The organism is Flavobacterium rhamnosiphilum (assembly GCF_004349195.1).
Taxonomy (GTDB): domain Bacteria; phylum Bacteroidota; class Bacteroidia; order Flavobacteriales; family Flavobacteriaceae; genus Flavobacterium; species Flavobacterium rhamnosiphilum.
In genome coordinates, this window is the sequence record NZ_SMLG01000004.1 from 279894 (window position 1) to 305149 (window position 25256).

23 protein-coding genes and 1 other RNA gene are annotated in these 25256 nt (G+C 32.6%); 16 read left to right on the top strand and 8 right to left on the bottom strand.

Translation table 11 applies throughout. The features are described 5' to 3' along the window. Positions 1-3: 3 nt before the first annotated feature. The 7 genes from E0I26_RS07730 to E0I26_RS07760 all read left to right on the top strand — a co-directional run bounded on the left by E0I26_RS07730 (position 4) and on the right by E0I26_RS07760 (position 8375). Positions 4-1335, top strand: coding sequence for a (Fe-S)-binding protein (locus tag E0I26_RS07730; protein WP_131915910.1), 1332 nt, complete (start codon positions 4-6; stop codon positions 1333-1335). Positions 1336-1497: 162 nt separating this feature from the next. Then, complete coding sequence (locus E0I26_RS07735) at positions 1498-2289, top strand: (Fe-S)-binding protein (protein WP_091206088.1); 792 nt, start codon at positions 1498-1500, stop codon at positions 2287-2289. A gap of 80 nt (positions 2290-2369) precedes the next feature. Continuing rightward, positions 2370-2852, top strand: coding sequence for an ABC transporter ATPase (locus tag E0I26_RS07740; protein ID WP_131915911.1), 483 nt, complete (start codon positions 2370-2372; stop codon positions 2850-2852). 13 nt (positions 2853-2865) lie between these two features. Continuing rightward, the gene (locus tag E0I26_RS07745) at positions 2866-5862 is read left to right on the top strand and encodes a glycoside hydrolase family 3 N-terminal domain-containing protein (RefSeq protein ID WP_131915912.1); all 2997 of its coding nucleotides are present in this window, start codon (positions 2866-2868) and stop codon (positions 5860-5862) included. A 159-nt stretch (positions 5863-6021) separates the two neighbouring features. Next, on the top strand, positions 6022-6660 hold the full coding sequence (locus E0I26_RS07750; protein ID WP_131915913.1) for a phosphatase PAP2 family protein: 639 nt from the start codon (positions 6022-6024) through the stop codon (positions 6658-6660). A gap of 80 nt (positions 6661-6740) precedes the next feature. Further along, complete coding sequence (bshA, locus tag E0I26_RS07755) at positions 6741-7874, top strand: N-acetyl-alpha-D-glucosaminyl L-malate synthase BshA (RefSeq protein WP_131915914.1); 1134 nt, start codon at positions 6741-6743, stop codon at positions 7872-7874. Positions 7875-7946: 72 nt separating this feature from the next. After that, entirely contained in the window at positions 7947-8375 is a 429-nt protein-coding gene (locus tag E0I26_RS07760) for a protease complex subunit PrcB family protein (protein WP_131915915.1), read from the top strand. Between the two features lie 50 nt (positions 8376-8425). Here the strand turns inward: E0I26_RS07760 and E0I26_RS07765 are convergent, their stop codons facing one another. Both E0I26_RS07765 and E0I26_RS07770 read right to left on the bottom strand, forming a co-directional pair. Further along, the gene (locus tag E0I26_RS07765; RefSeq protein ID WP_131915916.1) at positions 8426-8932 is read right to left on the bottom strand and encodes a hypothetical protein; all 507 of its coding nucleotides are present in this window, start codon (positions 8930-8932) and stop codon (positions 8426-8428) included. A 119-nt stretch (positions 8933-9051) separates the two neighbouring features. Further along, entirely contained in the window at positions 9052-9891 is an 840-nt protein-coding gene (locus E0I26_RS07770; RefSeq protein WP_131915917.1) for a UDP-2,3-diacylglucosamine diphosphatase, read from the bottom strand. A 194-nt stretch (positions 9892-10085) separates the two neighbouring features. Here E0I26_RS07770 and aroC point away from each other — a divergent pair, with 194 nt between their 5' ends. The 3 genes from aroC (at position 10086) to E0I26_RS07785 (ending at position 15005) form a co-directional block, all read left to right on the top strand. Then, positions 10086-11144 (top strand): chorismate synthase, encoded by a 1059-nt coding sequence (aroC, locus tag E0I26_RS07775; RefSeq protein ID WP_131915918.1) that lies wholly within the window; start codon positions 10086-10088, stop codon positions 11142-11144. Positions 11145-11295: 151 nt separating this feature from the next. Then, positions 11296-12576 (top strand): dicarboxylate/amino acid:cation symporter, encoded by a 1281-nt coding sequence (locus E0I26_RS07780; RefSeq protein ID WP_131915919.1) that lies wholly within the window; start codon positions 11296-11298, stop codon positions 12574-12576. Positions 12577-12797: 221 nt separating this feature from the next. Further along, entirely contained in the window at positions 12798-15005 is a 2208-nt protein-coding gene (locus E0I26_RS07785) for a response regulator (protein ID WP_131915920.1), read from the top strand. 136 nt (positions 15006-15141) lie between these two features. Here E0I26_RS07785 and E0I26_RS07790 read toward each other — a convergent pair whose 3' ends face one another. From E0I26_RS07790 to E0I26_RS07800, 3 genes are all read right to left on the bottom strand, one after another. Then, a complete protein-coding gene (locus tag E0I26_RS07790; protein ID WP_131915921.1) occupies positions 15142-15594 on the bottom strand; it encodes an Hsp20/alpha crystallin family protein in 453 nt (150 codons plus the stop codon). Positions 15595-15794: 200 nt separating this feature from the next. Beyond that, the gene (locus E0I26_RS07795; RefSeq protein ID WP_131915922.1) at positions 15795-17048 is read right to left on the bottom strand and encodes a DEAD/DEAH box helicase; all 1254 of its coding nucleotides are present in this window, start codon (positions 17046-17048) and stop codon (positions 15795-15797) included. A gap of 140 nt (positions 17049-17188) precedes the next feature. Next, complete coding sequence (locus tag E0I26_RS07800) at positions 17189-18220, bottom strand: formimidoylglutamase (RefSeq protein WP_131915923.1); 1032 nt, start codon at positions 18218-18220, stop codon at positions 17189-17191. 106 nt (positions 18221-18326) lie between these two features. On the opposite strand from E0I26_RS07800, the gene E0I26_RS07805 reads away from it, so the two are divergent. After that, entirely contained in the window at positions 18327-19211 is an 885-nt protein-coding gene (locus E0I26_RS07805) for a hypothetical protein (RefSeq protein WP_131915924.1), read from the top strand. 51 nt (positions 19212-19262) lie between these two features. Here the strand turns inward: E0I26_RS07805 and hutI are convergent, their stop codons facing one another. Both hutI and E0I26_RS07815 read right to left on the bottom strand, forming a co-directional pair. Further along, the gene (gene hutI, locus E0I26_RS07810; RefSeq protein ID WP_131915925.1) at positions 19263-20501 is read right to left on the bottom strand and encodes an imidazolonepropionase; all 1239 of its coding nucleotides are present in this window, start codon (positions 20499-20501) and stop codon (positions 19263-19265) included. 11 nt (positions 20502-20512) lie between these two features. Beyond that, on the bottom strand, positions 20513-21586 hold the full coding sequence (locus E0I26_RS07815) for a glutaminyl-peptide cyclotransferase (RefSeq protein WP_131915926.1): 1074 nt from the start codon (positions 21584-21586) through the stop codon (positions 20513-20515). 88 nt (positions 21587-21674) lie between these two features. Between E0I26_RS07815 and ffs the strand changes: the two genes are divergently transcribed. Together ffs and E0I26_RS07825 are read left to right on the top strand one after the other, a co-directional pair. Beyond that, positions 21675-21772: signal recognition particle sRNA small type (gene ffs / locus E0I26_RS07820), an RNA gene on the top strand. A gap of 128 nt (positions 21773-21900) precedes the next feature. Next, positions 21901-22704, top strand: a complete 804-nt coding sequence (locus E0I26_RS07825; protein WP_131915927.1) for an SDR family oxidoreductase — start codon at positions 21901-21903, stop codon at positions 22702-22704. Positions 22705-22808: 104 nt separating this feature from the next. Here the strand turns inward: E0I26_RS07825 and E0I26_RS07830 are convergent, their stop codons facing one another. Further along, positions 22809-23042 (bottom strand): helix-turn-helix domain-containing protein, encoded by a 234-nt coding sequence (locus tag E0I26_RS07830; RefSeq protein WP_131915928.1) that lies wholly within the window; start codon positions 23040-23042, stop codon positions 22809-22811. An 87-nt stretch (positions 23043-23129) separates the two neighbouring features. On the opposite strand from E0I26_RS07830, the gene E0I26_RS07835 reads away from it, so the two are divergent. The 3 genes from E0I26_RS07835 (at position 23130) to fsa (ending at position 25090) form a co-directional block, all read left to right on the top strand. Next, positions 23130-23699 carry a DUF4468 domain-containing protein gene (locus E0I26_RS07835; RefSeq protein WP_165929423.1) on the top strand — a complete coding sequence of 190 codons (570 nt, stop codon included), beginning with the start codon at positions 23130-23132 and terminating at the stop codon, positions 23697-23699. 66 nt (positions 23700-23765) lie between these two features. Then, positions 23766-24284 carry a hypothetical protein gene (locus tag E0I26_RS07840; RefSeq protein WP_131915930.1) on the top strand — a complete coding sequence of 173 codons (519 nt, stop codon included), beginning with the start codon at positions 23766-23768 and terminating at the stop codon, positions 24282-24284. A 149-nt stretch (positions 24285-24433) separates the two neighbouring features. Further along, on the top strand, positions 24434-25090 hold the full coding sequence (gene fsa / locus E0I26_RS07845) for a fructose-6-phosphate aldolase (RefSeq protein ID WP_131915931.1): 657 nt from the start codon (positions 24434-24436) through the stop codon (positions 25088-25090). Positions 25091-25256: the final 166 nt, after the last annotated feature.

Consider the following 25256-nt stretch of genomic DNA (forward strand, 5'->3'; position numbering starts at 1 on the left):
ATTATGAGCTATTTAGACAATATTTTATTTGCCATCCTTTTGGTAATTGGTTTTGGTTATTTTTATACAAACGTTAAAAAAATAATTAGAAATATAAACCTTGGAACCGATGTAAATCGTTCCGATAATCCCAAAGCACGATGGACTAATATGGCCATGATTGCTCTTGGTCAATCCAAAATGGTGAAAAGACCTATTGCTGGAGTATTGCATATTATAGTCTATGTAGGTTTTGTAATTATAAATATAGAATTATTAGAAATTATTATTGATGGACTTTTTGGGACACATCGTGTTTTTGCTTTTTTAGGAACTACGTATGATGTGTTAATTGCTTCTTTCGAAATTTTGGCTCTTTTAGTTTTAGTTGCAGTAATCTCTTTTTGGATAAGAAGAAATATCATCAAACTAAAGCGATTTGCTAATCCTGATTTGACCGGAGCACCTAAAAACGATGCTAATTATATCTTGTATTTTGAGGTAGTTCTAATGACATTGTTTTTATTAATGAATGCATCTGATTTGCATTTACAGAATGTACCTGGAGGTTTTTCTCATTTTATTAAAGCAGGTTCATTTCCAATCAGTCAATTTATTGAGCCATTATTTAATGGAATGTCTAATGAATTAGTGATGCTTCTTTCTGAAATATTCTGGTGGTTGCATATTACTGGGATTTTGATTTTCATGAACTATCTTTATTTTTCTAAGCATTTACACATTCTGTTAGCATTTCCAAATACGTATTTTGCGAATTTAAATCCTCAAGGACAATTTGATAATTTAGAATCCGTTACCAAGGAGGTAAAACTGATGATGGATCCTAATGCTGATCCCTTTGCGGCAGCACCAGTGGATGAAAATGCAGTTCCAAGTAAATTTGGAGCAAGTGACGTTCAGGATTTAAATTGGGTTCAGTTATTGAATGCTTATACGTGTACGGAATGTGGTCGTTGTACTTCATCTTGTCCTGCGAATATAACAGGTAAAAAATTGTCTCCACGTAAAATCATGATGGATACAAGAGATCGAATGGAAGAAGTAGGAAGAAATATTGATGCCAATAAAGGTATTTTTATTCCGGATAACAAAACATTATTGAACGATTATATCACACCGGAAGAACTTTGGGCTTGCACATCATGTAATGCGTGTGTTGAGGAATGTCCTGTAAATATTAGTCCGCTTTCAATTATCATGGATATGAGACGCTATTTAGTAATGGAACAAAGTGCAGCACCAATGCCAATTAATGCAATGATGACTAATATAGAAAATAACGGTGCGCCTTGGCAATACAATCAGCAAGATCGATTGAATTGGAAAAACGAATAGTTCCCCACCCCAGCCCTCCCCGAAGGGGAGGGAGTTAAAACTGGAAAGTAGGAGTAAATAATAGCAATGCAATAATATTTTTAAACCATACAAAAACAATCTCGGCTCCCTCCCCTTCGGGGAGGGCTGGGGTGGGGAAAATAACCGAATCAATAAAATAGTATGTCAGAGAATTTAATAGTGCCAACTATGGCCGAAATGTTAGCTCAAGGGAAACAACCAGAAGTTTTATTTTGGGTAGGTTGTGCAGGAAGTTTTGATGATAGAGCAAAGAAAATAACCAAGGCATTTGTTCGAATTTTAAATCGTGCAAATGTATCGTTTGCCGTTTTAGGTACTGAAGAAAGTTGTACTGGTGATCCTGCAAAAAGAGCCGGTAATGAGTTTTTGTTTCAAATGCAAGCCATGATGAATATTGAGGTTTTGAATGCATACGAAGCAAAAAAAATTGTTACAGCTTGTCCGCATTGTTTCAATACACTGAAAAACGAATATCCGGAATTAGGCGGAAAATATGAAGTCGTTCACCATACGGAATTTTTGAAATCATTATTAGATGATGGAAGATTGACCATTGAAGGAGGACAATTTAAAGGAAAACGAATTACTTTTCATGACCCTTGCTATTTAGGAAGAGCCAATAATGTGTATGAAGCACCAAGAGATTTAATTCTTAAATTGGATGCTGAATTAGTAGAAATGAAGCGTTCTAAAGCTAACGGTTTATGTTGTGGTGCTGGTGGTGCCCAAATGTTTAAAGATGCTGAGCCTGGAAACAAGGAAATCAATGTTGAAAGAACCGAAGATGCATTAGAAACAAAACCAGAAATAATTGCTGCGGGTTGTCCTTTTTGTAATACGATGATGACAGATGGTATTAAAAACAAAGAAAAGGAAGGCGAAGTAAAAGTTATGGATATTGCGGAATTGATTGCCAATGCACAAGATTTGTAAATCAATTACGAATTAAAAATTTAAAATTACGAATTTTGATTTTATAACTCAAAATTCACAACTCATAACTCACAATTAAGATGTACGTTCCATTTGAAAATTTACCCGAAGAATCTAAAATCTGGATTTATCAATCAAACAGAAAATTTTCGGATGCCGAATTTTCTGAAATAGAAACTGCCTTGCAATCCTTTCTTGAAGGTTGGGCTGCACATGGTACCAGTTTAGAATCATCGTATCAATTAAAATACAACCGATTTATCATTATTGCCGTAAATCAGGATGTACAAGCAGCTACGGGTTGTTCTATTGACTCTTCTGTGGAATTTATTCAAAGTTTAGAACAAAAGTATACGGTTGATTTATTGGATAAAATGAATGTGACTTTCAAATTAGGAGAGCATATTGCCCATAAGCCTTTGATTGATTTCAAGAAAATGGTAAAAGATAAAGCGGTTACTGAAAATACAATAGTTTTCAATAATTTAGTCAATAATATAGAAGAGTACAATGAATCTTGGGAAGTTCCAGCCATCGATAGTTGGCATAGTCGCTTTTTTTAAACAAAACAGTACCATGAGAAAAATAGGCGTCAAAATTGTTTTATTTTATGTCTTACTTTTCTTTGTAGCTTCAAGTTGTGTTGGGACAAAAATTAATAAGAATAAAGTAATTTTAACCAACGGTCCGTCCAAATCAAAAAATTTGGACAGTATAGCTTTAAGTAATACTCCTAGACTTTTTGAATTATCTCCCGAAGGAAATAAATGGGTTGATAGTGTTTACAATGCAATGACTTTAGAGGAAAAATTTGGGCAATTATTTATGGTTGCCGCATATTCTAATAAAGATACTGTACACTTCAACGCCATTGACAAGCAGATACAAGACAACAAAATTGGAGGATTAATTTTCTTTCAAGGTGGTCCGGTTCGTCAAGTTAAATTAACCAATCGTTTTCAATCGAAGTCAAAAATCCCTTTGTTTATTGGTAGTGATGCGGAATGGGGATTGAGTATGCGACTTGATTCTACGTATCGTTATCCTTGGAATATGACACTTGGAGCCATCCAGGACATGAAATTGTTGGAGAAGGTTGGTGCTCAAATGGGGGAACAAAGCAAACGATTGGGATTGCAGTTTAACTTTGCCCCGGTTCTCGATATCAATACAAATCCCAGAAATCCCATTATAGGTTTTCGCTCTTTTGGAGAAGATAAATTCAAAGTTACAGAACGTGCCATTGCTTTAATGAAAGGCGTTCAGAGCCAAGGAATTTTTTCTACCGGAAAGCATTTCCCCGGTCATGGCGATACCGAAACGGATTCTCATAAAGGATTGCCAACCATTAATTTTTCTAAAGAAAGATTAGAGCTAGTAGAGTTTTATCCCTATAGAAAAATGTTTCATGAAGGACTTTCGTCTGTTATGGTGGCGCATTTAAACGTTCCCAGTTTAGAATCAAGACCTAATTATCCTTCCTCTATTTCCTATAATGTGGTAACCAATATTCTTCAAAAAGAATTAGGATTCAAAGGACTTATTTTTACTGATGCTTTGAATATGAAAGGAGTGAGCAACTTCATGATGCCCAGCGAAATTAATTTTGAAGCTTTTATGGCTGGAAACGATGTACTGTTATTTCCTGAAAATGTTTCTACAGCTATTGAGAAATTTAAGCTTGCTTATTCTCTTAATTTATTTACAGACGAAAGATTGGCTTTTTCTGTAAAAAAAATATTGAAATTCAAATATAAAGCGGGTTTAAACTCTTATAAACCTATTGCAACGGATAACTTATATGACGATTTAAATTCATCTAAAAATGATGCTTTACAGTATGAGTTGTATGAAAATGCAGTTACAGTTCTAAAAAACACGGCTGCTGTTTTACCAATAAAAAATTTGGACAAACAAAAAATAGCCTACGTAAAAATAGGAGATGACAGTAATGATACTTTTGTTTCAACTTTGAAAAAATACACCGAGGTAACTGTAATTGCAGATGTAAATCTGGACAGTTTACAAGTAAAATTACAACCGTTTACAACTGTAATCATTGGATATCACAAATCGGATGTTGCTTTCAAAAATGACGATTTAAAATCAAATGAATTATTTAAGATCAATTTTTTAGCCAAAAATAATAATGTAATTCTGAATGTTTTTACCAAACCCTATTCGTTATTACCCATTACAAATTTTAATGATATCGAAGGATTGGTTGTTTCCTATCAAAACAGTGCTATTGCACAAGTTGTTTCTGCAGAACTAATCTTTGGAGCGATTGAAGCCAAAGGAAAATTACCAGTTTCTATAAATTCAAGTTTTAAAGTAAATGACGGATTATCAACCGAAAAGTTAAATCGCTTGGGATTCACAACTCCTGAGAATGTAGGAATGAATGCTGCAATTTTGTCAAAAATTGATGCTATCGCCAATAAAGCGATTAATGGTAAAATGACACCCGGAATTCAGGTTTTGGTAGCCAGAAAAGGAAAAGTAATTTATCAGAAATCATTCGGACATCATACGTATGATAAAACTATAAAAGTTGAAAATTCAGACATTTATGATGTTGCCTCGTTGACAAAAATACTGGCTACGTTGCCCAATGTAATGCTGCAATACGATCATCAAAAAATAAATTTGGGAACTACATTAGAAACAATGTGTCCTATTTTTAAAGATTCGAATAAGGCGAATATTAATTTTAAGGATTTATTGTCTCATTATGCGGGACTTGCCGCAGGAATTCCATTTTATAAAGCGACAGTGGACAAATCGAAATTTCCATCTGAAAAATACTTCAGAAAAATTTCTGAAGAGCAGTTTTCTAAACGATTGACAGACAGTCTTTTTATAAGAAATGATTTTAGCGACACAATAATGAAAATGATTGTTAAGAGTAAAATTTCATTGAAAAAAGAATACAAGTACAGTGATCTTACTTTTATGATTTTGAAAGATTATTTAGAAAAAACAACGGGTAAAACATTGGATGTTTTAATTCAAGAGAATTTCTATCGCTCACTCGGAATGAATAATTCCAGTTTTAATCCATTGACTAAATTTGATAAAAACAGAATTCCTCCAACAGAAACAGATACGTATTTCCGTCATCAGCTTTTGCAAGGGGATGTCAATGATTTGTCAGCAGCTTTAGAAGGTGGTGTTTCGGGTCATGCCGGCGTTTTTTCGAATGCTATGGATGTGGCTAAAATGATGGAGCTTTATTTGCAAAAAGGAAGTTATGGCAATCAGCAGTATTTTTCTGAAAAAACATTTGAAGATTTCAATACGTGTTATTTTTGTGCTGCAGGAAATAGGAGAGGTGTTGGTTTTGATAAACCACAATTGGGTACTGAAGGACCTACGTGCGGTTGTGCTTCCATGACAAGTTTTGGACACACCGGTTACACAGGAACGATGGCTTGGGCTGATCCAGAAACGCAAATTGTCTATGTGTTTTTATCCAACAGAACTTTTCCAGTTGCAGGTGAAAATAGATTATCTAAAGAAAACATTAGGGAAGATATCCAGAAGGTAATTTATGAAGCGATTGTACACTAGCCTAATTTTAATGTAATAATTAGGACTTAGCCCAAATGAGATTAGCAAACAATTTCATTTGGGCTATTGTTATTAAAAGCGTTATTATGAATTTTATTTGAAGTATTTAGTTTCAAACTTCACTCTGTATTATAGTATATTTGAGCTAAAAATAGCTTGATGAAAAATAAGAATACCGTTTTTACAAAAGTCAATTTAATTGTGTTGCTTTTTTGCATGACTTTTGTAAATGCTCAAAATATGGATATAAATATGCTACGCGATATTAATGTAGATAGAAATAAAGACTTAGATCCCACTTTTAAATTGGTAACGAATAGTGCGGTTCCATTTAGTGTTGCAACTCCCATTATTATATATTCTGTTGGTTTAATAAAGAAAGATAGTTCCATCAAGAAACAGGCAATTTTTATAGGAGAAACATTTTTAGTGAATGCATTTATTACCACTGCATTGAAACATACTATGAAAAGGGACAGACCATTTGAAACCTATCCCGATATTGATCAAGCAACATCGGCAGTGGAGAGTTCATTTCCTTCCGGTCATACTTCTTTAGCTTTTGCAACAGCAACATCACTGAGCATAGCATATCCCAAATGGTACGTAATTGCGCCATCTTTTGTATGGGCAGGAGCAGTAGGATATTCACGAATGCATTTAGGGGTTCATTATTCAAGTGATGTATTTGCAGGAGCAATTATAGGAAGCGGCTCGGCTTATCTCAGCCATAAAGTGAATAAATGGATTAATAAAAAAAGGTCTAAAAAAGGACAAGTAGCGCATGAAACAATGTAATTATCTTTTATAGTATTTAACTTAAATTTCCATAAAAGGCATTCCTATTTTTCTTAAATTCGTTTCATTAAAACACATACATGAAAATTGCAATAGTTTGTTATCCTACCTTTGGAGGAAGTGGTGTTGTCGCTACAGAATTAGGTCTTGAATTGGCAAGACGTGGTCACGAAATTCATTTTATAACGTATAGCCAACCCGTTCGTTTGGCGCTTTTAAATGCAAATGTGCATTATCACGAAGTGAATGTTCCTGAATATCCATTGTTTCATTATCAACCTTACGAATTGGCTTTGTCAAGCAAATTAGTTGACATGGTAAAGTTATATAAAATCGAATTGCTTCACGTGCATTATGCTATTCCGCATGCTTATGCGGGGTATATGGCAAAACAAATGCTGAAAGATGAGGGAATTAATATTCCAATGGTGACTACACTTCACGGAACTGATATAACATTAGTAGGGAATCATCCATTCTATAAACCAGCAGTAACTTTTAGCATTAACAAATCGGATTTTGTTACTTCGGTTTCCCAAAGTTTGAAAGATGATACCCATAAATTATTTAATATAAAAAACGAAATTGAGGTAATTCCTAATTTTATAGAATTAGATAAAAACGTCAATGATCCCACTATTGCTTGTCATCGTTCCGTAATGGCAAAGGAAAATGAGCGAATCATTACTCATATCAGTAACTTCAGAAAAGTAAAACGAATTCCGGATATAATTAAAATTTTCTATACTATTCAAAAAGAGATTCCTGCTAAATTGATGATGGTAGGAGATGGTCCTGAAAAAGAAAAAGCAGAATATTTATGTCAGGAATTAGGAATTCAGGATAAAGTTATTTTTTTTGGAAACAGTAATGAAATCGATAAAATTTTGAGTTATACTGATTTATTCCTGTTGCCATCTGAAACCGAAAGTTTTGGACTTGCCGCTTTAGAAGCAATGGCTTGGAGTGTTCCTGTAATTTCAAGTAACTCTGGAGGCTTACCAGAAGTAAATTTTGACGGTATTTCTGGATATTTGAGTGATGTGGGAAACACGGATGAAATGGCACAAAATGCTTTGAAAATTTTAAAAGACGATGCTACTCTTCAGAAATTTAAAGAAAATGCGCTGTCAGTTGCAAAACAATTTGACATCAAAAACATCTTGCCACTTTACGAAGAATTATATAAAAAAGCCATAAAAAAATACGCATAGATTTTACATTTTTCTATAATAGAAGCAAGTAACATTTTTTAAATTTAATTTATTAATCAATAAAATTCTGCAATGAAAAAAATATTAGTAGCACTAGTGGCTGTAACTTTAGTTTCCTGTGGCGCAACATCTACAAAAAGTTCCGATAAAAATTCTTTATATGAAGTCTTGACCCAACAGACGAATGGCGGTGCAAGTATTCGTTTTTTTGAGATTCTTTCGGAACCAAATGAAATTGCAATGCTACAGAATGATGAAAATTTAAAAAATAAAATTAGTCCGAATGATATTCAGACTTCTAATTTTATAGTTTTGAATATGGGTGAAAAAACTTCGGGAGGTTATAGTATAGGAATTGATACTGTAGTAGAAACCGATAAAAATATTGTTATCACTATAAAAGAAACTAGCCCTGAACCTGGGAGCATGGTTACACAAGCATTTACAAATCCTTTTTGTGTAGTCAAAATAAATTCCAAAAAAGAAATTATTTTTAAATAAAAAAAACGCCACTAGAAATAGTGGCGTTTTTAATATGTTTTCTAAAAATATTAGAATTGGTATCTAAGTCCTAGTGCAATATCAGAACCGTAATTGTTTTCGTAATATCCATTTCCTCCAAACTCAGGTCTGAAATCTAATGAAATTAACAAAGGAATGTCAAAATTGTATTCAATACCAATATCTCCAGCAGCAAATACAAACGTTTCATTAAATGAATTGTTGTCATTGTCATCATAACTGTAGCTTCCTACACCACCACCTACACCAGCATACCAGTTGAAACCACCATCAATGTTCCATACCCATTGGTACAAAGCTGCTAATTTTACTGCATTGTCATCAAAACCATTATTGTTGTAGTTACTTCTGTTTCTCCAACCTAAATCAAGTTCAAGTCTATTGTTGCTTCCTAATGCTCTTTGGTAAGAAAGTTCTCCACCAAAACCATTATTACCACCTAAACGTAATCCCAATGCGTTTTTCGAAATGTCTTGTGCTTGTGCGGTAAATGCTAATCCAATTAACATTATTGCCGATAAAATAATTTTTTTCATAAGTAAGTTTTTATAGCTACAAATGTATGATTTAGTAGGATATGAATTTTATAAAATTTTAAAGAAAAGTTATATAATTTACGTTTTTTTAGAATTTTGATACCTTTTTTATATTGGCATTACATTAGGATATTTTGTTTCGAGAAAAGCGCTGAAGGCACTATTTGATTGCTTAAAATATCTTCCATTTCAAAAAGATTTTCTTCTTCAACATAGTTTGTTTCGGAATAACTATATAATTTCCAACGCTTTTTATTGTATTCCAATGCAGTCAAATTCTCCACCCAATCCCCGGAATTTAAATACAAAGTTGCACCATTTTTGTTTTCTTTATGAATCATTTTCGGTTCATGGATATGCCCACAAATAACATAGTCATAGTTGTTTTCTATAGCTAATTCGGTGGCTGTTTTCTCAAAATCAGAAATGTGTTTTACTGCTTTTTTGACGCTTGCTTTTATTTTTTTAGAAAAAGAATACGGTTCTCTTCCTAATTTTGACAAACACCAATTGACAAAACGGTTTGAAAGTATTAAATAATCATATCCTAAACCGCCAAGTTTGGCAATCCATTTTGAGTGTTGTACAGAAGCATCAAAGACATCGCCATGAAATATCCAAGCTTTTTTGTCATCAAGGTCTAATACTAATTTGTCCACTAATGCAAAATTACCCATATTCATGTCGCTAAATTTTCGGAGCATTTCGTCATGATTTCCTGTGATGTAGTAAACCTTAGTCCCTTTGGATGCAAAACTTATAATTTTTTGTATGACTTTTAAATGTGCTTTTGGAAAGTAGGATTTTCGGAACTGCCATACATCTATAATATCACCATTCAAGACTAACGTTTTAGGCTTTATAGAAGATAAATAATTATAAAGTTCTTTAGCATGACTACCAAAAGTTCCAAGGTGCACATCAGAAATCACCACTAACTCGACTTTTCTTTTTTTCAATGTATTTGAATTTGAAGTTTACCAAATTAATAGAATTATTAGCAATAGAAATGAAATTAAAGGTTAAGAAATCTAAGACAAGATTAAATTAATATCAATAAATGTGAAATGTTTCTTAAAACTTTATCCCGAAATCTCGGGATAAGCTTTTAAACTTTAAACTAAAATGGTACTTTTGTTCAAAACTAATTATAATGGCAGGAAATAGCTACGGAACACTATTTAGAATAACAACTTTTGGAGAATCACATGGTGAAGCATTAGGCGGTATAATAGATGGTTGCCCTCCTGGAATAACTATAGATTTAGATGCAATTCAATTTGAAATGTCAAGAAGAAAGCCGGGTCAATCGGCTATAGTTACCCAACGTAAAGAGCCGGATGATGTACAATTTCTTTCCGGAATATTTGAAGGTAAAACAACTGGAACTCCCATAGGTTTCATTATCCCGAATACCAATCAAAAATCAGACGATTACTCTCATATAAAAGATAATTACAGACCCAGTCATGCCGATTATGTGTATGAGAAAAAATATGGTGTTCGTGATTACCGTGGAGGTGGACGAAGTTCTGCACGTGAAACCGCCAGCAGAGTGGTGGCTGGAGCGGTAGCCAAACAAATGTTACCAGAAATAAAAATCAACGCTTACGTTTCTTCAGTAGGTCCTATTTTTTTAGAAAAACCATACCAAGAATTAGATTTTTCAAAAACTGAAAATAATCCTGTTCGTTGTCCTGATGAAGCATCAGCGGTAATTATGGAGGAATATATTCGTGATATTCGCAAACAAGGGGACACTGTTGGTGGAACCGTAACTTGTGTGATTCAAAATGTGCCTATTGGTTTAGGAGAGCCGGTATTTGACAAACTTCATGCTGAATTGGGCAAAGCCATGCTTTCTATTAATGCCGTAAAAGGATTTGAATTTGGAAGTGGTTTTTGCGGAGCTAAGATGAAAGGAAGCGAGCACAATGATTTATACAATCCTGACGGAACTACTAAAACGAATCTTTCAGGAGGAATCCAAGGCGGAATTAGTAATGGAATGGATATTTATTTCCGTGTGGCTTTCAAGCCTGTAGCTACAATTATGCAAAAACAAGAATCATTGGATAACAAAGGTAATATTACCGAGATGACTGGAAAAGGGCGTCATGATCCTTGTGTAGTGCCGCGTGCAGTGCCTATAGTTGAGGCAATGGCTGCCATTGTACTTGCTGATTTTTATTTAATAAACAAAACCTATTAATATTAATTTTTGAAGCTTTTCCTGCTTTATACTTTATCTTTCTTTACTGTAAACAGGAAAAGGATGCTGTTTTAAAGTTCACGGAACTCTTATGAAAATAAAAGTGAAGTGAAATAATCAGGGCTAAGACTAAAACCTAACAATCAATTTAATGAATACCAAAACAACTAAAAAACCATCTTTTTTTTCAGGATTAACAGGACAAATATTAATAGCTATGGTTTTGGGCGCCATTCTGGGAATTATAATTCATAATTCAATTTCTCCAGAAGCAGCTCAAGGCTTTAGTGCAAAAATTAAAATCCTCGCAACAATTTTCATTAGATTAGTTCAAATGATTATCTCGCCATTAGTTTTTACAACGCTTGTTGTAGGAATTGCAAAACTGGGTGATATTAAAGCAGTAGGAAGAATAGGCGGTAAAGCAATGGGTTGGTTTTTTACGGCTTCATTCGTATCGTTATTATTGGGAATGTTTTTTGTAAACATACTTGAACCGGGAGTTGGACTTAATTTATCAAATGTTGATTTAGCCTCTGTCTCAGAAGTTACTGCAAAAACTCAAAATATATCCTTTGAAAACTTTATAGAGCATATTGTACCAAAAAGTATTTTTGAAGCAATGGCTACCAATGAAATTTTACAAATTGTAATTTTTTCTATTTTCTTTGGTTTAGCGGCAGCAGCATTGGGAGATTATGTAAAGCCTGTTACAAATGCTTTAGATAAAACCTCTCATATTGTTCTTAAAATGGTTAACTACGTAATGAAGTTTGCTCCAATAGGTGTTTTTGGTGCGATTGCCGGAGTATTCGCCGTAAGAGATTTTCAGGAATTAGCGATTACATATTTCAAATTTTTTGGTTCATTCTTAGTGGGAATTTCATCACTTTGGCTGGTATTAATAGTAGTAGGTTATATTTTTCTAAAAAGTAGAATGACCGTTTTACTTAAAAGAATTGTGAGCCCTTTGATTATTGCTTTTGGAACAACCAGTAGCGAAGCAGTTTTTCCAAAATTAACGGAAGAATTAGAACGTTTTGGAGTAAAAGACAGAATTGTTTCTTTCATGTTACCACTTGGGTATTCTTTCAACCTGGATGGAAGTATGATGTACATGACTTTTGCCAGTATTTTTATTGCTCAAGCCTACGGAATCGATTTAGATTTAGGAACACAAATGACCATGCTTTTAGTTTTAATGCTTACCAGCAAAGGTATTGCAGGTGTTCCAAGAGCAAGTTTAGTAGTGGTTGCTGCAACCTGCGGTATGTTTGACATTCCAATTGAAGGAATCGCATTAATTTTACCAATAGATCATTTTTGCGATATGTTTCGTAGTGCAACAAATGTTTTAGGGAATGCCTTGGCTACATCCGTTGTTGGTCAATGGGAAGGTGATGATGAAAATGAAGCTGTAATTTCAGAATAGCTGTAATTTTAAGTTTTTCTGGTAAATGATATATTTAACCTGCTCAATTAGTTGAGCAGGTTTTTTTATGTTTAAAAATTAAATTGGAAACATTTTTTAATTTTACGGCTAGTAGTGCTCTTTTTTGAATATCTATTTATTCTGTTTATTTTAATATATAATGTGTGTATATGGCTCCTTTTTTTATTAAAAAATGTATATTTGATAAACTCTAATTGTTTATGTATCATTTACGGATTGTTTTGTTACTATTGTTTGTATTAAATTATTTTGGTAATAATTCAATTGCACAGACAAAAATATATTCAAAGAAAGAAATCACTAAATTAACGGATCAAGCATCTCAATACTTAAAAGATGCTAATTTTGAAAAATCTTTGGATATTTCTAAAGTAGCACTTCGTTCCGCTATTGACGCTAATGATTTATATGCTACTGCTATTTGCTATATTACAATTGCAGCGAATTATGCTGAGATGGCCGAATTTGATAAAGCCATATTTTTCTATAACAAGAGTCTATCCTATGCTGATAAGACGAATAATGACATTTTAAGAAAAAGGATAAATAACAATTTAGGTAATATCTATTGTTTTGAGAAAAAACAATATGTAGAAGGAATAAAATTTTATGAAAACTCCCTTAAGTACAGTCAAAAATTAGCAGACACTAATCAGGTTTTTATGACCAAACTTAATATTGCTTGGGCTTATTTTGATATTGGTCGTTTTGAAAAAGGTTTGCCAAGTTTGGAATTCATCAATAAATACAATAAAAAATATGGTGATGAAACAACCGTTGTAGCTTTAAATATGCTAAATGGAATGTATTATGCATACAAAGAAAACCATAATAAAGCGACATCATTTTTTTTAAGTGCTATAAAATTTGGAAAAGCAGGAAATGAAAAGTCAGACTTGTCCTTTGCGCATCTAGAATACTCTAAATATTTATTGAAAAAAGGAGATCATAAAAAAGCATATGAAAATCTCGAACGTTATAATGTAATTACTGATGAACTCTACAATAAAGAAAAACTTGATAAAGCAACTGTAGCAGGAATAAATTTAGAATTAGACGAGTATAAAAGGGAAATAGACAAAATTGAAATTGAAAAAAAGGCTCAACTTCAAAGTTTAGAAAAATCTAAAACTATAGTACTACTATTTATTGTTATATTTTTAGTATTGTTGCTATTGCTCTATTCTTTATTCAAAAATAATAATTATAAGAAGAAAACGAATGCTGAGCTTTCTGAAACCAATAAGGAATTAATAATTGCCAAAGAAAAAGCAGAAGAAGCTTCCGTATTAAAATCACAATTTGTCTCTACAATCAGTCATGAATTAAGGACTCCTTTATACGGTGTAGTAGGAATTACTAATATGTTACTTGATGAACATAAAGAATTAGAGCATAGTCCACATTTAAGTTCTCTTAAATTTTCAGCCAGATATTTATTATCATTAGTGAATGATATTCTGCAAATTAATAAAATTGAAGACAATAGAATTATTCTTGAAAATTTGAGTTTTAATATTTCTGACGAAATTAATATGATTAAAAGTTCATTATCTTTTATCGCTAAAACGAATGATAATGTTGTTCAAGTGAATGTTGATCCTACTATTCCGGAATACTTAATAGGTGATAAGTTAAGGCTTTCTCAAATCATTATGAATTTGGTCAGTAATGCATTGAAATTTACAAAAAAAGGAGAAGTAATCATAAGTGTAAACTTGATGAGAGTAGAAGGAAAATCTCATTTTTTAGAATTTAAAATTCAAGACAATGGAATAGGAATTGCAGCTGCTGACCAAGATAAGATTTTTGATAAATTCGTCCAGGTTGGAAGAAAAGAGACTGATTATCAAGGAACCGGTTTAGGGCTTTCCATTGTAAAGCAACTGCTAGGATTGTTTAATAGCGATATTTCGCTCGAAAGTGCGATAGGAAAAGGAACGTCATTCAAATTTGTAATTGCATTTGAATTTAATCCTGAGAAGACAAATGAGATCATCAAAAACATTCAAGTTGATATTACTTCTGTTCAAACAATCAATGTTTTAGTAGTGGAGGATAATCATATTAATCAATTGGTTACTAGAAAAACTATAGAAAAGAACAACTATAAATGCAGTGTTGTTGACAATGGTTACGCTGCATTGGAAATACTGGAAAAAGAGAATTTTGATGTAATATTGATGGATATTAATATGCCTTTGATCAATGGTTTTGAAACTACCAGAAAGATTCGTCTAAAAGGTATAGACATACCAATCGTAGCATTAACGGCATTTGATAAAGCAGAAATAACCGAAGAAGCTCTTTCAGCCGGAATCAATGATATCATCATAAAACCTTTTGATTCGATTAAATTATTTGAAATCATCAGTATTCTAACATCAAAACCTAAAAGTATTGCTTGATTTATTTTTATGTAATCTTGTTTTGAAAAAATTTGATTTTAATAGATTTTGCATTAAAATCAAAATCGTTAAGCTTTCAAAACCAGTTACTGATTCTAAAGGCTTAACGATTTTAATGATTTATATTAAATAGTATTTATTTGATGGCTATAGTTTGATGCGCTTTTTTCTTGCCATTTTCTTTTTTGGCAATGTCTATATGCAAAATTCCATCTTTATAGCTGGCTTCAACTTTACTTTCATCAATGTATTCAGGTAAAGTAAAAGTTCTGCAAAATGATTGATAATTAAATTCTTTTCTAACGTAATTATCTTTTTTTCTTGTTTCCTCTTTTTCCTCTTTTCTCTCTGAAGATATCATAAGCATGTTGTTGTCAATTTCAACTTTGAAATCTTCTTTTTTCATGCCTGGGGCAGCCAGATCAACTTCTAATTTATTATCTGTTTCTTTTAAGTTTACTGAAGGTAAGTTACTGCCTATAGTAGAAAAATTTTTATCAGACCAATCAAATACATCCTTTGAAAAAAAATCATCAAAAAGGGTATTCACTGTTGGAAATGAGCTGTTTCTTTTAACTAAAGTTCCCATGATTTTGTATTTTTAAATTATTTAGAATAATGATATCAAGTGAATAAAATAAATGATAACAAATTTAATAAAATCTTTATTTATTTAAAAACAACTAACATATAATTAACTCAAAATAAGGAGGTTATGTATTAAAAATGCCTTTTGTTTTGTTGACAAAAGGCATTTCTTACAGATAAAAATTAAAGACTGGTATCTAATTAATACCAGCGTTTTTTATTTTGTTTGGAAACTTCTGATTTTCTCGATTTGTGAGCTCCACCACTACGGTTTGAATTTTTTTGTTGAGATTCAGGAGCCGTTTCCGGGCTTCCGGAATGCCAAGGATAAGGATGGTCATTTACGGTTTTTACATCCACTTTTATTAGTTTTTGAATGTCTTTCCAATAGGTATGTTCGTCTTTACTGCAAAAAGAAATTGCAATACCTCCATTTCCCGCACGACCGGTTCTACCAATACGGTGAACATAGGTTTCAGGAATATTAGGTAAATCAAAATTAATTACAAAAGGCAATTGGTCAATATCAATTCCTCTCGCTGCAATATCAGTCGCTACAAGAACACCAACTTCTTTGTTTTTGAAAGCGTCCAAAACGCGTTGTCTTGCATTTTGTGATTTGTCACCGTGAATGGCTTCTGCGGCAATATTATTTTTTCGTAATGCTTTTACAACATTATCAGCACCGTGTTTGGTTCTTGAAAAAACCAAAACATCGGATAGATTTTCGTTTTTAATTAAATGATACAGTAAATTTCTTTTTTCTGTTTTTTCAACAAAATAAACGCGTTGTTCTACATTTTCGGCGGTAGACGAAACTGGCGATACGGTTACTGTTGCTGGATCAGTTAGAAACATTTCTGCTAATTCCCTGATAGCCATTGGCATTGTAGCTGAGAAAAATAATGTTTGTCTGTTTTTTGGCGTAAGCTTTACAATTTTCTTTACATCATTTACAAATCCCATATCAAGCATTTGATCTGCTTCGTCAAGAACCAAAGTGTGCAAGTGATCTAAATCAATAAAACCCTGTTTGTGTAAATCAAGCAATCTTCCCGGTGTTGCGACCAAAATATCCACACCATTTCTTAAGGTATCCACTTGCGGATTTTGTGAAACGCCTCCAAAAATAGTAAGTTGTGTCAGATTTGTGTACTTACCGTAAGTATCAAAACTTTGCCCAATTTGGACTGCTAATTCTCGGGTTGGAGTAACTACTAAAGCACGAATTTGTTTGGCTTTTTTTGAAGAACCCACAATTCGGTGTAATTGATGTATGATTGGAATAGCAAATGCGGCTGTTTTTCCAGTTCCGGTTTGTGCGCAACCTATTAAATCTCTTCCCGCTAATACAATAGGGATAGATTGTTCTTGAATAGGAGTGGGGTTAAGGTAGCCTTGTTCAAATACGGCTTTTTGTATACTTTTTGAGAGCGATAAATCTTCGAATAACATATTTTTGGTATTAAATATCTTGTATTAAGTACATAGATAGCGTCGCAAAGATAGTATTATTATTTTTGATGATTGTTTATATGGTATTCTAGGATTAGAATTTCCGGAATTTAAATCCAGAAATTCATCAATAAAAAAGGCTACATCGTATTAGATTTAATAAAATCAGTTACTAAATACCCAATAAGCTTTCCTATTAAATGGTTGTTTTTTTCTTCGCCTAAATCAGGTGCACCTTCACAAATATGTAAATACCCTGCATTTTTATTTTTTGCAAAAAAGGATATAAACTGGCGAAGTTGTTCGACTGAGAAACCACTCAATGTCATGGCACTGCTGGCAATGTTTGGAATTGAATCTAAATCAATCTCGATTCCGAAAAAATCATCATTTACAAACTCTAAAGCTAGATCCATTTCTTGATTAAACTCTTTTTCTTTTCTAATGTTTAAGCTATCATAGGTGTTGTAGCGTACGCGGTCTTCTATTTTTTTAATGATGTCCAATACACTCTTGGAAGTGTAATTTTCGTGTAAACCAAAAATAAAATATTTTTTTAAAAAACCTTCTTCATAAGCATATGAAAAACCATTACCGCTGTGACGTCCTTCTAAAATTCTAAAATCAGAATGGGCATCAAAATTTATAGCATTAATAGGTTTGCCTTTTGCGAGTGCAGATCCTTTTATGTTTCCATAAGAATTATTATGGCCACCGCCTATGACTATAGGAATTTTACCCAGTTTTACAATGTTGAAGATTATATGGGAAACATCTTTGTCAATTTTTTCTACTAATTGACTTAACTTGGATCGATCATCAATATCATTAAAATCCAAATGTTCTACTTCTCTCATTTCGGCACTAACATTCAACTGGCCTAATACAATAAGTTGGTTTCCTTTACAAAACCGATTATGCTGAATATTAGCGATGCTTTTAATGGCGCTATCCCAAGCTGATGCAGCGCCAGGCCTGCCGAAATTAGCCCTTATACCTATGTCTTCCGGAATTCCAAACAAGACATATTTTGCCTCGCAAGTTTTTAGAAAATCAACAGGATCGGTCTCTTTTGGAACGGTTATCATTTTTTCTCCAAATTTTATTTCGCCACTTCTGTGGTTCGTAATTTTTGCAAGATCTTTAATAGTAAATGGGATGATTTTTTCCATCAAAAAAAATATTTTTTTCCCAAAAATAATATAATTACGTTAACTTACGTTATTACGTGGTTATATATTGTTAAATTTGTAAAATAAATTAAATTAAATTAGAAAGATGGAAAATCAAAAAAGCAGTTCAAGTCTTAAAGCGGTTGTAGCAGTATTAGCTATTTTATTAGTGGGAAGTTTAGTTTATATTTTTAAAATGACTTCTGACACAGAGATCGTAAAAACAGAATTGAAAACCACAATGACTGAAAAAGAATCAGTTATGAAAGACTTACAAGAATTAAAGTCAACGTATGATGCTGCAATTGCAGAAAACACATCAATGTCTGATGAATTGATTCAAGAAAGAGATAAAGTGGTAAACTTAATGTCTGATTTGAGTAAATCTAAAGGCGATGTAGCTTCATTGTCAAAATACAAAAACCAATTCAATGCTTTGCAAGGAAACATGAAGGTTTTAATGGCTGAAAATGATGGGTTGAAAAAGGCAAATACAACACTTACTACGCAACGTGATAGTACGGTTGTGGTATTAGGAGAGACTAAAAAGAATGTAGAAGCATTGACTGGTCAAAATGAAGAATTGGCAAAAGCGGTTGAAATTGGTTCAAAATTGACGGTTTTAAACACTAGAGGATCTGCTTTTAAATTAAGAAGTTCTGGTAAACAAATCGAAACTGATAAAGCGAGCAGAGCTGACGTTCTTAGAGTTAATTTTACAATTGCTGAAAATCAAATTGCTAAATCTGGTGATAAAACATATTATGTTCAAGTAATTGACAGTAAAAACAATGTTTTAGGCGATAAAAAAACGGAGACTTTTGGAGAAAATACTTTAACATACAGTTTTTTAACGAATGTTAAATATGAAAACAAAACAATTCAAGTTTCTGAGGATTTAAAAGGAAAAGATTTTGCTAAAGGAACGTATTTTATCAATATTTTTGATAGAGATATATTGGTTTCTAAAACAAGTTTTGTTTTAAGATAAGAGCAAGCAATAGTACAAAATAAAAAAGAGGAACGTAATGTTCCTCTTTTTTTATGCAAAAATTTCACCTTCGATCAATACAGTGTCAATTAGATTACTGCCAAAAGCATATGGTAATTGATAGTAGGATGGAATAGGTTTTGTTAGTATTAGATTTGCTTTTTTGCCAACAGTTATGCTTCCGTGGGTTTCTGAAATTCCCATTGCGTAGGCTCCGTTTATTGTGGCGGCATTTATGGCTTCTTCGGGAGTCATTTTCATTTTGATGCAAGCGGTTGCCACTACAAAATTCATGTTTCCCGATGGAGTAGAACCAGGATTGTAATCAGTTGCGAGAGCGAGAGGAAGTCCGGCCGCTATCATTTCTCGTGCTGGTGTATACGGAATACTTAAAAAATAGGAACACGAAGGCAAAGCGACAGGCATTGTTTCGGTGTTTTTTAAAGCTTCAATATCTTCCGGTTTCATAACTTCTAAATGGTCTACAGAAAGGGCATTGTATTTTACTCCAGCTTGAATTCCTCCAATGGAGTTGAACTGATTGACATGGATTTTTGGCTTTAAGCCAAATTTAATTCCAGCTTCCATGATTTGTTGGGTTTCATCAACAGTAAAATAACCGGTTTCACAAAATGCATCGATGAAGTCTGCCAGTTTATGTTTTGCAATTTCAGGGAGCATTTCGTTAATGATTAAATCTATATAACCTTTGTGATTTGTTGCATATTCCAATGGAAAAGCATGAGCTCCAAGAAAGGTTGCTTTTATAGTTATTGGATAGTTTTGAGCTAATCGTTGAATCACGCGTAGCATTTTTAGTTCTCCATCGAATGTCAATCCATATCCCGATTTGATTTCAACGGCTCCGGTTCCTAAACGCATGACTTCTTCCAGCCGAGCTTTGGATTGGTTGTAGATTTCCTCTTCGGTCGTTTCATTCAATTTTTTAGCTGAATTTAAGATTCCACCGCCACGATTGGCAATTTCTTCATAGGTCATGCCATTGATTCGATCTACAAATTCCTGCTCGCGATTGCCGGCATAAACAATATGCGTATGACTGTCACACCAAGAAGGTAAAACCATTTTTCCGGTTGCATCAATCGTTTTGTCGGCATGTATTGGAGGTAAATTCTCCATAGAACCAAAATCAGCAATTAAATTGTCCTTAATTACTAAAAAGGCATTTTTGATCGTTGGAAGAATCGCCATTTCAGCACCGGAAACTTTAGCAATCGAAGTTTCCCGAACCTGAAGTAATTCTTTGATATTTATAATTAGCGTTGTCATTTGTATAAAAATTATTCTGAAACTTTGATTTCAAACATTTTATCCCAGTTTTTACCGGTTATAAAAATGGTTTTTGTTTTTGGATTGTAGGCGATTCCGTTTAAAACGTCTGTATCTTCTAATTTAGTAATCTTTTTAGTCAAATCTACAAGATTTATTATTGCTTCAACAGCGCCATTTTTAGGGTTTATGATTGCAATGGCATCTTTTTGATAGACATTTCCATAAATTTTTCCGTCAATCCATTCCAGTTCATTGACTGCTTTTATTTTTGATTCAAAAGAATATACATTTAAGTAATCTACTTCTTTGAGGTTTGTTGGGTCAATAATCCAAATTTTTTCTGTACCGTCCGATTGGTACAGATATTTTCCGTCATTGGTCAATCCCCAACCTTCGATTTGTTTAAAATAGGTAAAAGTCTTTTCTTTTTTGAAAGTATCTGCATTATAAACGTATCCTTCATTATTTTTCCAAGTCAATTGATAGACCTTATTATTTAGAATCGTAATTCCTTCCCCAAAATATTTATCTGCCAGTTCTACTTTCTTATAGACTTCCCCCGTTTTATAATTTGTTTTTCTTAAGCTGGAGATTCCTCTCTTTCCTGATGGACCTGAACCGTTTCCGGTTCCTTCATAAAGCGTGTCACGATAAAATTCTAATCCTTGAGTGTACGCTTGAATATCGTGTGGATAGGTATTTACGATGGTATATTTTAATAATTTTGGCTGAATATTAGAAACTAATTCCACTCTTGTGGTAGCTTCTGAGTTTTGTCCCTCATAATAAACTAAAGCCTTTAGGTTTTGGTAGCCTAATTTTTGATCCTTTAATTCAAAAGTTAATTTGTCAACTCCCTTTTTTGAACCAATTTTTTTATCATTTACATAGTAAATAATACTGTCTATAGTTTTTGAATTGGAGTTCAAAATCTCCAAAGAAAGCGCTTCTTGAGGCTGGTATTGCTCCTTGAATTTAGAATTATCAAAGGTAAATAAAGAATTTTCACCTTTTTTTGTATCTCCACAATTAACCAGTAAGGTTCCTAATAAAATGATAGATAGTATGTTATAATTTTTCATAGTGTAAAATTTGAATACCCCAATATACAACGTTATTTTATTAGGTGCAAAGCACTTGCAAAAATATAAAAAGTTTGTATATTTGCACTGGCAAGTCCTACACGACCAGCTCCTGCAGACTCCCCCAGGATGGGAACATAGCAAGGGTACGTGGTTGAGCGGTGCGATGTAGGTCGCTTGCCATTTTTTTTATTTCTTACAAAAGTAGTCTTCCTTCGGGAGGATTTTTTTATTTTTGGACAATTCTAAGTAAGAGGTTAGGAGTTGGAGTCCATAATCCATTAACTCATAACCCATAATCCATAACTATAATCATGAATAAAGTAGTTCTAATTACAGGAGGTTCCTCGGGAATAGGAAAATCTATTGGTGAGTTTTTACATCAAAAAGGGTTTGTTGTTTATGGAACAAGCAGAAATCCGGAACGAGTTTTAAATTCGGTTTTTCCATTGGTCGCTTTAGATGTCCGGGATACGGATTCAATTCATACGGCTGTAGCCAAAGTAATTGCTATTTCAGGAAGATTGGATGTTGTAATCAATAATGCCGGTGTTGGAATTACAGGACCGCTGGAAGAAATTCCAATGCATGAAATCAAAAATAATTTTGAGACTAATTTCTTCGGTCCAATTGAAGTGATGAAAGCGGTGTTGCCACAAATGCGTACACAACAATCGGGATTGATTATCAATATTACGTCTATTGCGGGGTATATGGGTTTGCCATACCGAAGTATTTATTCAGCTTCTAAAGGTGCTCTTGAAATCATAACTGAAGCGTTGCGCATGGAAGTGAAATCCTTTGGCGTTCATATTACAAATGTAGCTCCGGGTGATTTTGCGACTAATATTGCTTCGGGACGTTTTCATGCTCCAGTCATAAATGGTTCTGCTTACGAAAGTCCGTATGGAAATACATTGAAAACAATGGATGAGCATGTCGATAGTGGCAGTAATCCTAATGAAATGGCAGAAGCGGTGTATAAAATTATCCAAACTTCTGAACCTAAAATTCATTATAAAGTGGGTGTTTTTATGCAAAAGTTCTCGATTGTCTTGAAGAGAATTTTACCGGATAAAGTATATGAAAAAATGCTTATGAATCATTATAAGTTGTAATTTTAAACTTAAATCCTTTGCATACTATTGTTTTAAATCTTTAAAAGCCAATAAAAGATGCGTACTTATAAAAATAATTTATTGTAAAATCAGTAAAGAAAAAGTTACTGTTTTATAGAAAAATTCAACAATTCTTTAGGTTCTATTTCTAAAGCATTAGCAATTTTTATTAGGGTACGTACAGTTGTATTTACTTTGGCTCTTTCTATTCTAGCGACTTGTGATTTAGGAATAGCACAATCATTTGCCAAATCTTGTTGGGACATATTTTTCTTTTCACGCAATTGCCTTATGTGAACACCAAGATTTGCAATAAAAATTTCTTCTGAAATATCCATATCCCAAAAGTCACAAGATTTATTTTTTATATGTACGCATAAATGCCTACAATTTTGTTATATTTGAGAAAATTTAAAACAAATAAAATGAGAAAATTATTATTAATAGTTGCATTGGCTATTGGGTTTATTTCAAACGCACAAGACAGAGAATTTAAGTTTGATAAGTTAGGATTAACTGATTACATTATTACTGATATACCTAATAAAACTAAATCTGAAATATACCAAAAGGTAATAAATTGGATAAAGACAACATATAAAAATCCTGAATCCGTTATTGCTTCTGAAATTAAAGATGAGTATGTAAAAATTAACGGTGTAACTTCAGGGCTAACAACTTTCTCTGTACTTGGAACTACCTTTGTATCAGAAAATAAATACACCTTTGAAATAAGCGTTAAAGACGGCAAGTATAAATTTGATGTTCTTGAAATACAAGATTATACAGAACCCAGCAAATATAGTAGTGGAGGTTGGGGGAATTATCATATTACAGAAGACATTAACAATGAATTGTATAAAAAAAATGGAGATGTTAGAGGACGTTATAAAATAGCAGAAAAAGCAATCCCTGAGTATTTCAACCAATTAAATAAATCATTACTGGATTATATCAATTCAAATGAAGTAACAAATTCAAAAAAAGATTGGTAAATATTATTTAATAATTTGTTTATGGCATTAAAAATCTTACATTTAAATTAATTAAAAAAGTCAAATATGAAAAGGTTTATTCTAGTTATCGTAGTATCAATAACTATTTTTTCTTGCTCCAAAAATAATGAGCAATTAAAAATTGTTAAAAATGATATTGAACGTAATCTATTTGAAATAGAAAAAAAGGATATTAACTATAATTGTATCGAAATGTCGGACAGAGAGGTATACCAAGAAATTATTGATTTTGACAAGGAGAAATTAGATATCGCCAATAAGGAGCTTGATGAATTTCAGAAAGAATATAATTTAGGAAAATATAGAATTAGTTCATTAGATGATATGTCAACGACTGAATTAAAGATATATTTAAGAAGAATGGAATTTAATAAATCTTATTTAGAGGGAGTTAGTAGATATTCAGACCGTTATAGCAAAGATTTAGAAAAATTATCTAAACTTAAAGGCAAAGATATTTATTATAAAGTTGAGGTAGTAAAATTAAATCCAGACACTATAATTCACAGAAAAGTTTATTTAGATAATAACAATAAAATTATTTTTACTAGAGCATTAAAATAAAAAAAATCTAAAAGGAAATTTGCAAAGGTGTTTTTCTTTTTTTATTTAAATAAGTAAACCCCGATGCATTAAAATGTTATCGGGGTTTTTTGTTCACTACAAAATACTTACTTTTGCCTTATAAAAATACACAATTAAATAGATATATTATGAAGTTTTTTATTGACACGGCTAATTTAGCTCAAATTAAGGAAGCACAGGCATTAGGCGTTTTGGATGGCGTTACTACAAATCCAACGTTGATGGCAAAAGAGGGAATTACGGGTAAAAATAGCATTTTGAAACATTATGTTGATATTTGTAACCTTGTTGATGGTGATGTAAGTGCCGAAGTGAATGCTTTGGATTACGATGGAATGATTAAAGAAGGAGAAGAATTAGCTGATTTACATGAGCAAATTGTGGTAAAATTGCCTATGACTAAAGAAGGTGTTATGGCTGCTAAATATTTCTCTGATAAAGGAATTAAAACGAATGTGACTTTAGTATTCTCGGCTGGTCAGGCTTTATTAGCTGCAAAAGCAGGTGCTACTTATGTTTCTCCATTCATTGGCCGTTTGGATGATGTATCTACTGACGGTTTGGCTTTGATTGAAGAAATCAGATTGATTTATGATAACTACGGTTATGAAACTCAAATTCTTGCAGCTTCAGTTCGTCACACGATGCACATTGTAAACTGTGCAAAAATTGGTGCTGATGTTATGACTGGACCATTATCTGCCATTTATGGTTTGTTGAAACACCCATTGACTGATATTGGATTGGCACAGTTTGTTGCTGATTTCGAGAAAGGAAATAAATAGATTTGAGATTGCAGATTGCTTCGCCTGTTCGCCTTTCAGCCTCGGGTAACGATTTCTGATTTGAGATTTCGGTATAAATAAAAACTCCCATTATGCTTAGCAAAATGGGAGTTTTTTTGTTTCGGTATTTAGTAATTTAAGAATGCTTTGTATTAGATAGTATAAC

Coding starts and splice junctions, on each gene's coding strand:
- E0I26_RS07730 (WP_131915910.1), top strand. CDS start 4: ATGAGCTATTTAGACAATATTTTATTTGCCATCCTTTTGGTAATTGGT.
- E0I26_RS07735 (WP_091206088.1), top strand. CDS start 1,498: ATGTCAGAGAATTTAATAGTGCCAACTATGGCCGAAATGTTAGCTCAA.
- E0I26_RS07740 (WP_131915911.1), top strand. CDS start 2,370: ATGTACGTTCCATTTGAAAATTTACCCGAAGAATCTAAAATCTGGATT.
- E0I26_RS07745 (WP_131915912.1), top strand. CDS start 2,866: ATGAGAAAAATAGGCGTCAAAATTGTTTTATTTTATGTCTTACTTTTC.
- E0I26_RS07750 (WP_131915913.1), top strand. CDS start 6,022: ATGAAAAATAAGAATACCGTTTTTACAAAAGTCAATTTAATTGTGTTG.
- bshA (WP_131915914.1), top strand. CDS start 6,741: ATGAAAATTGCAATAGTTTGTTATCCTACCTTTGGAGGAAGTGGTGTT.
- E0I26_RS07760 (WP_131915915.1), top strand. CDS start 7,947: ATGAAAAAAATATTAGTAGCACTAGTGGCTGTAACTTTAGTTTCCTGT.
- E0I26_RS07765 (WP_131915916.1), bottom strand. CDS start 8,932: ATGAAAAAAATTATTTTATCGGCAATAATGTTAATTGGATTAGCATTT.
- aroC (WP_131915918.1), top strand. CDS start 10,086: ATGGCAGGAAATAGCTACGGAACACTATTTAGAATAACAACTTTTGGA.
- E0I26_RS07780 (WP_131915919.1), top strand. CDS start 11,296: ATGAATACCAAAACAACTAAAAAACCATCTTTTTTTTCAGGATTAACA.
- E0I26_RS07785 (WP_131915920.1), top strand. CDS start 12,798: ATGTATCATTTACGGATTGTTTTGTTACTATTGTTTGTATTAAATTAT.
- E0I26_RS07790 (WP_131915921.1), bottom strand. CDS start 15,594: ATGGGAACTTTAGTTAAAAGAAACAGCTCATTTCCAACAGTGAATACC.
- E0I26_RS07795 (WP_131915922.1), bottom strand. CDS start 17,048: ATGTTATTCGAAGATTTATCGCTCTCAAAAAGTATACAAAAAGCCGTA.
- E0I26_RS07800 (WP_131915923.1), bottom strand. CDS start 18,220: ATGGAAAAAATCATCCCATTTACTATTAAAGATCTTGCAAAAATTACG.
- E0I26_RS07805 (WP_131915924.1), top strand. CDS start 18,327: ATGGAAAATCAAAAAAGCAGTTCAAGTCTTAAAGCGGTTGTAGCAGTA.
- hutI (WP_131915925.1), bottom strand. CDS start 20,501: ATGACAACGCTAATTATAAATATCAAAGAATTACTTCAGGTTCGGGAA.
- E0I26_RS07815 (WP_131915926.1), bottom strand. CDS start 21,586: ATGAAAAATTATAACATACTATCTATCATTTTATTAGGAACCTTACTG.
- E0I26_RS07825 (WP_131915927.1), top strand. CDS start 21,901: ATGAATAAAGTAGTTCTAATTACAGGAGGTTCCTCGGGAATAGGAAAA.
- E0I26_RS07830 (WP_131915928.1), bottom strand. CDS start 23,042: ATGGATATTTCAGAAGAAATTTTTATTGCAAATCTTGGTGTTCACATA.
- E0I26_RS07835 (WP_165929423.1), top strand. CDS start 23,130: ATGAGAAAATTATTATTAATAGTTGCATTGGCTATTGGGTTTATTTCA.
- E0I26_RS07840 (WP_131915930.1), top strand. CDS start 23,766: ATGAAAAGGTTTATTCTAGTTATCGTAGTATCAATAACTATTTTTTCT.
- fsa (WP_131915931.1), top strand. CDS start 24,434: ATGAAGTTTTTTATTGACACGGCTAATTTAGCTCAAATTAAGGAAGCA.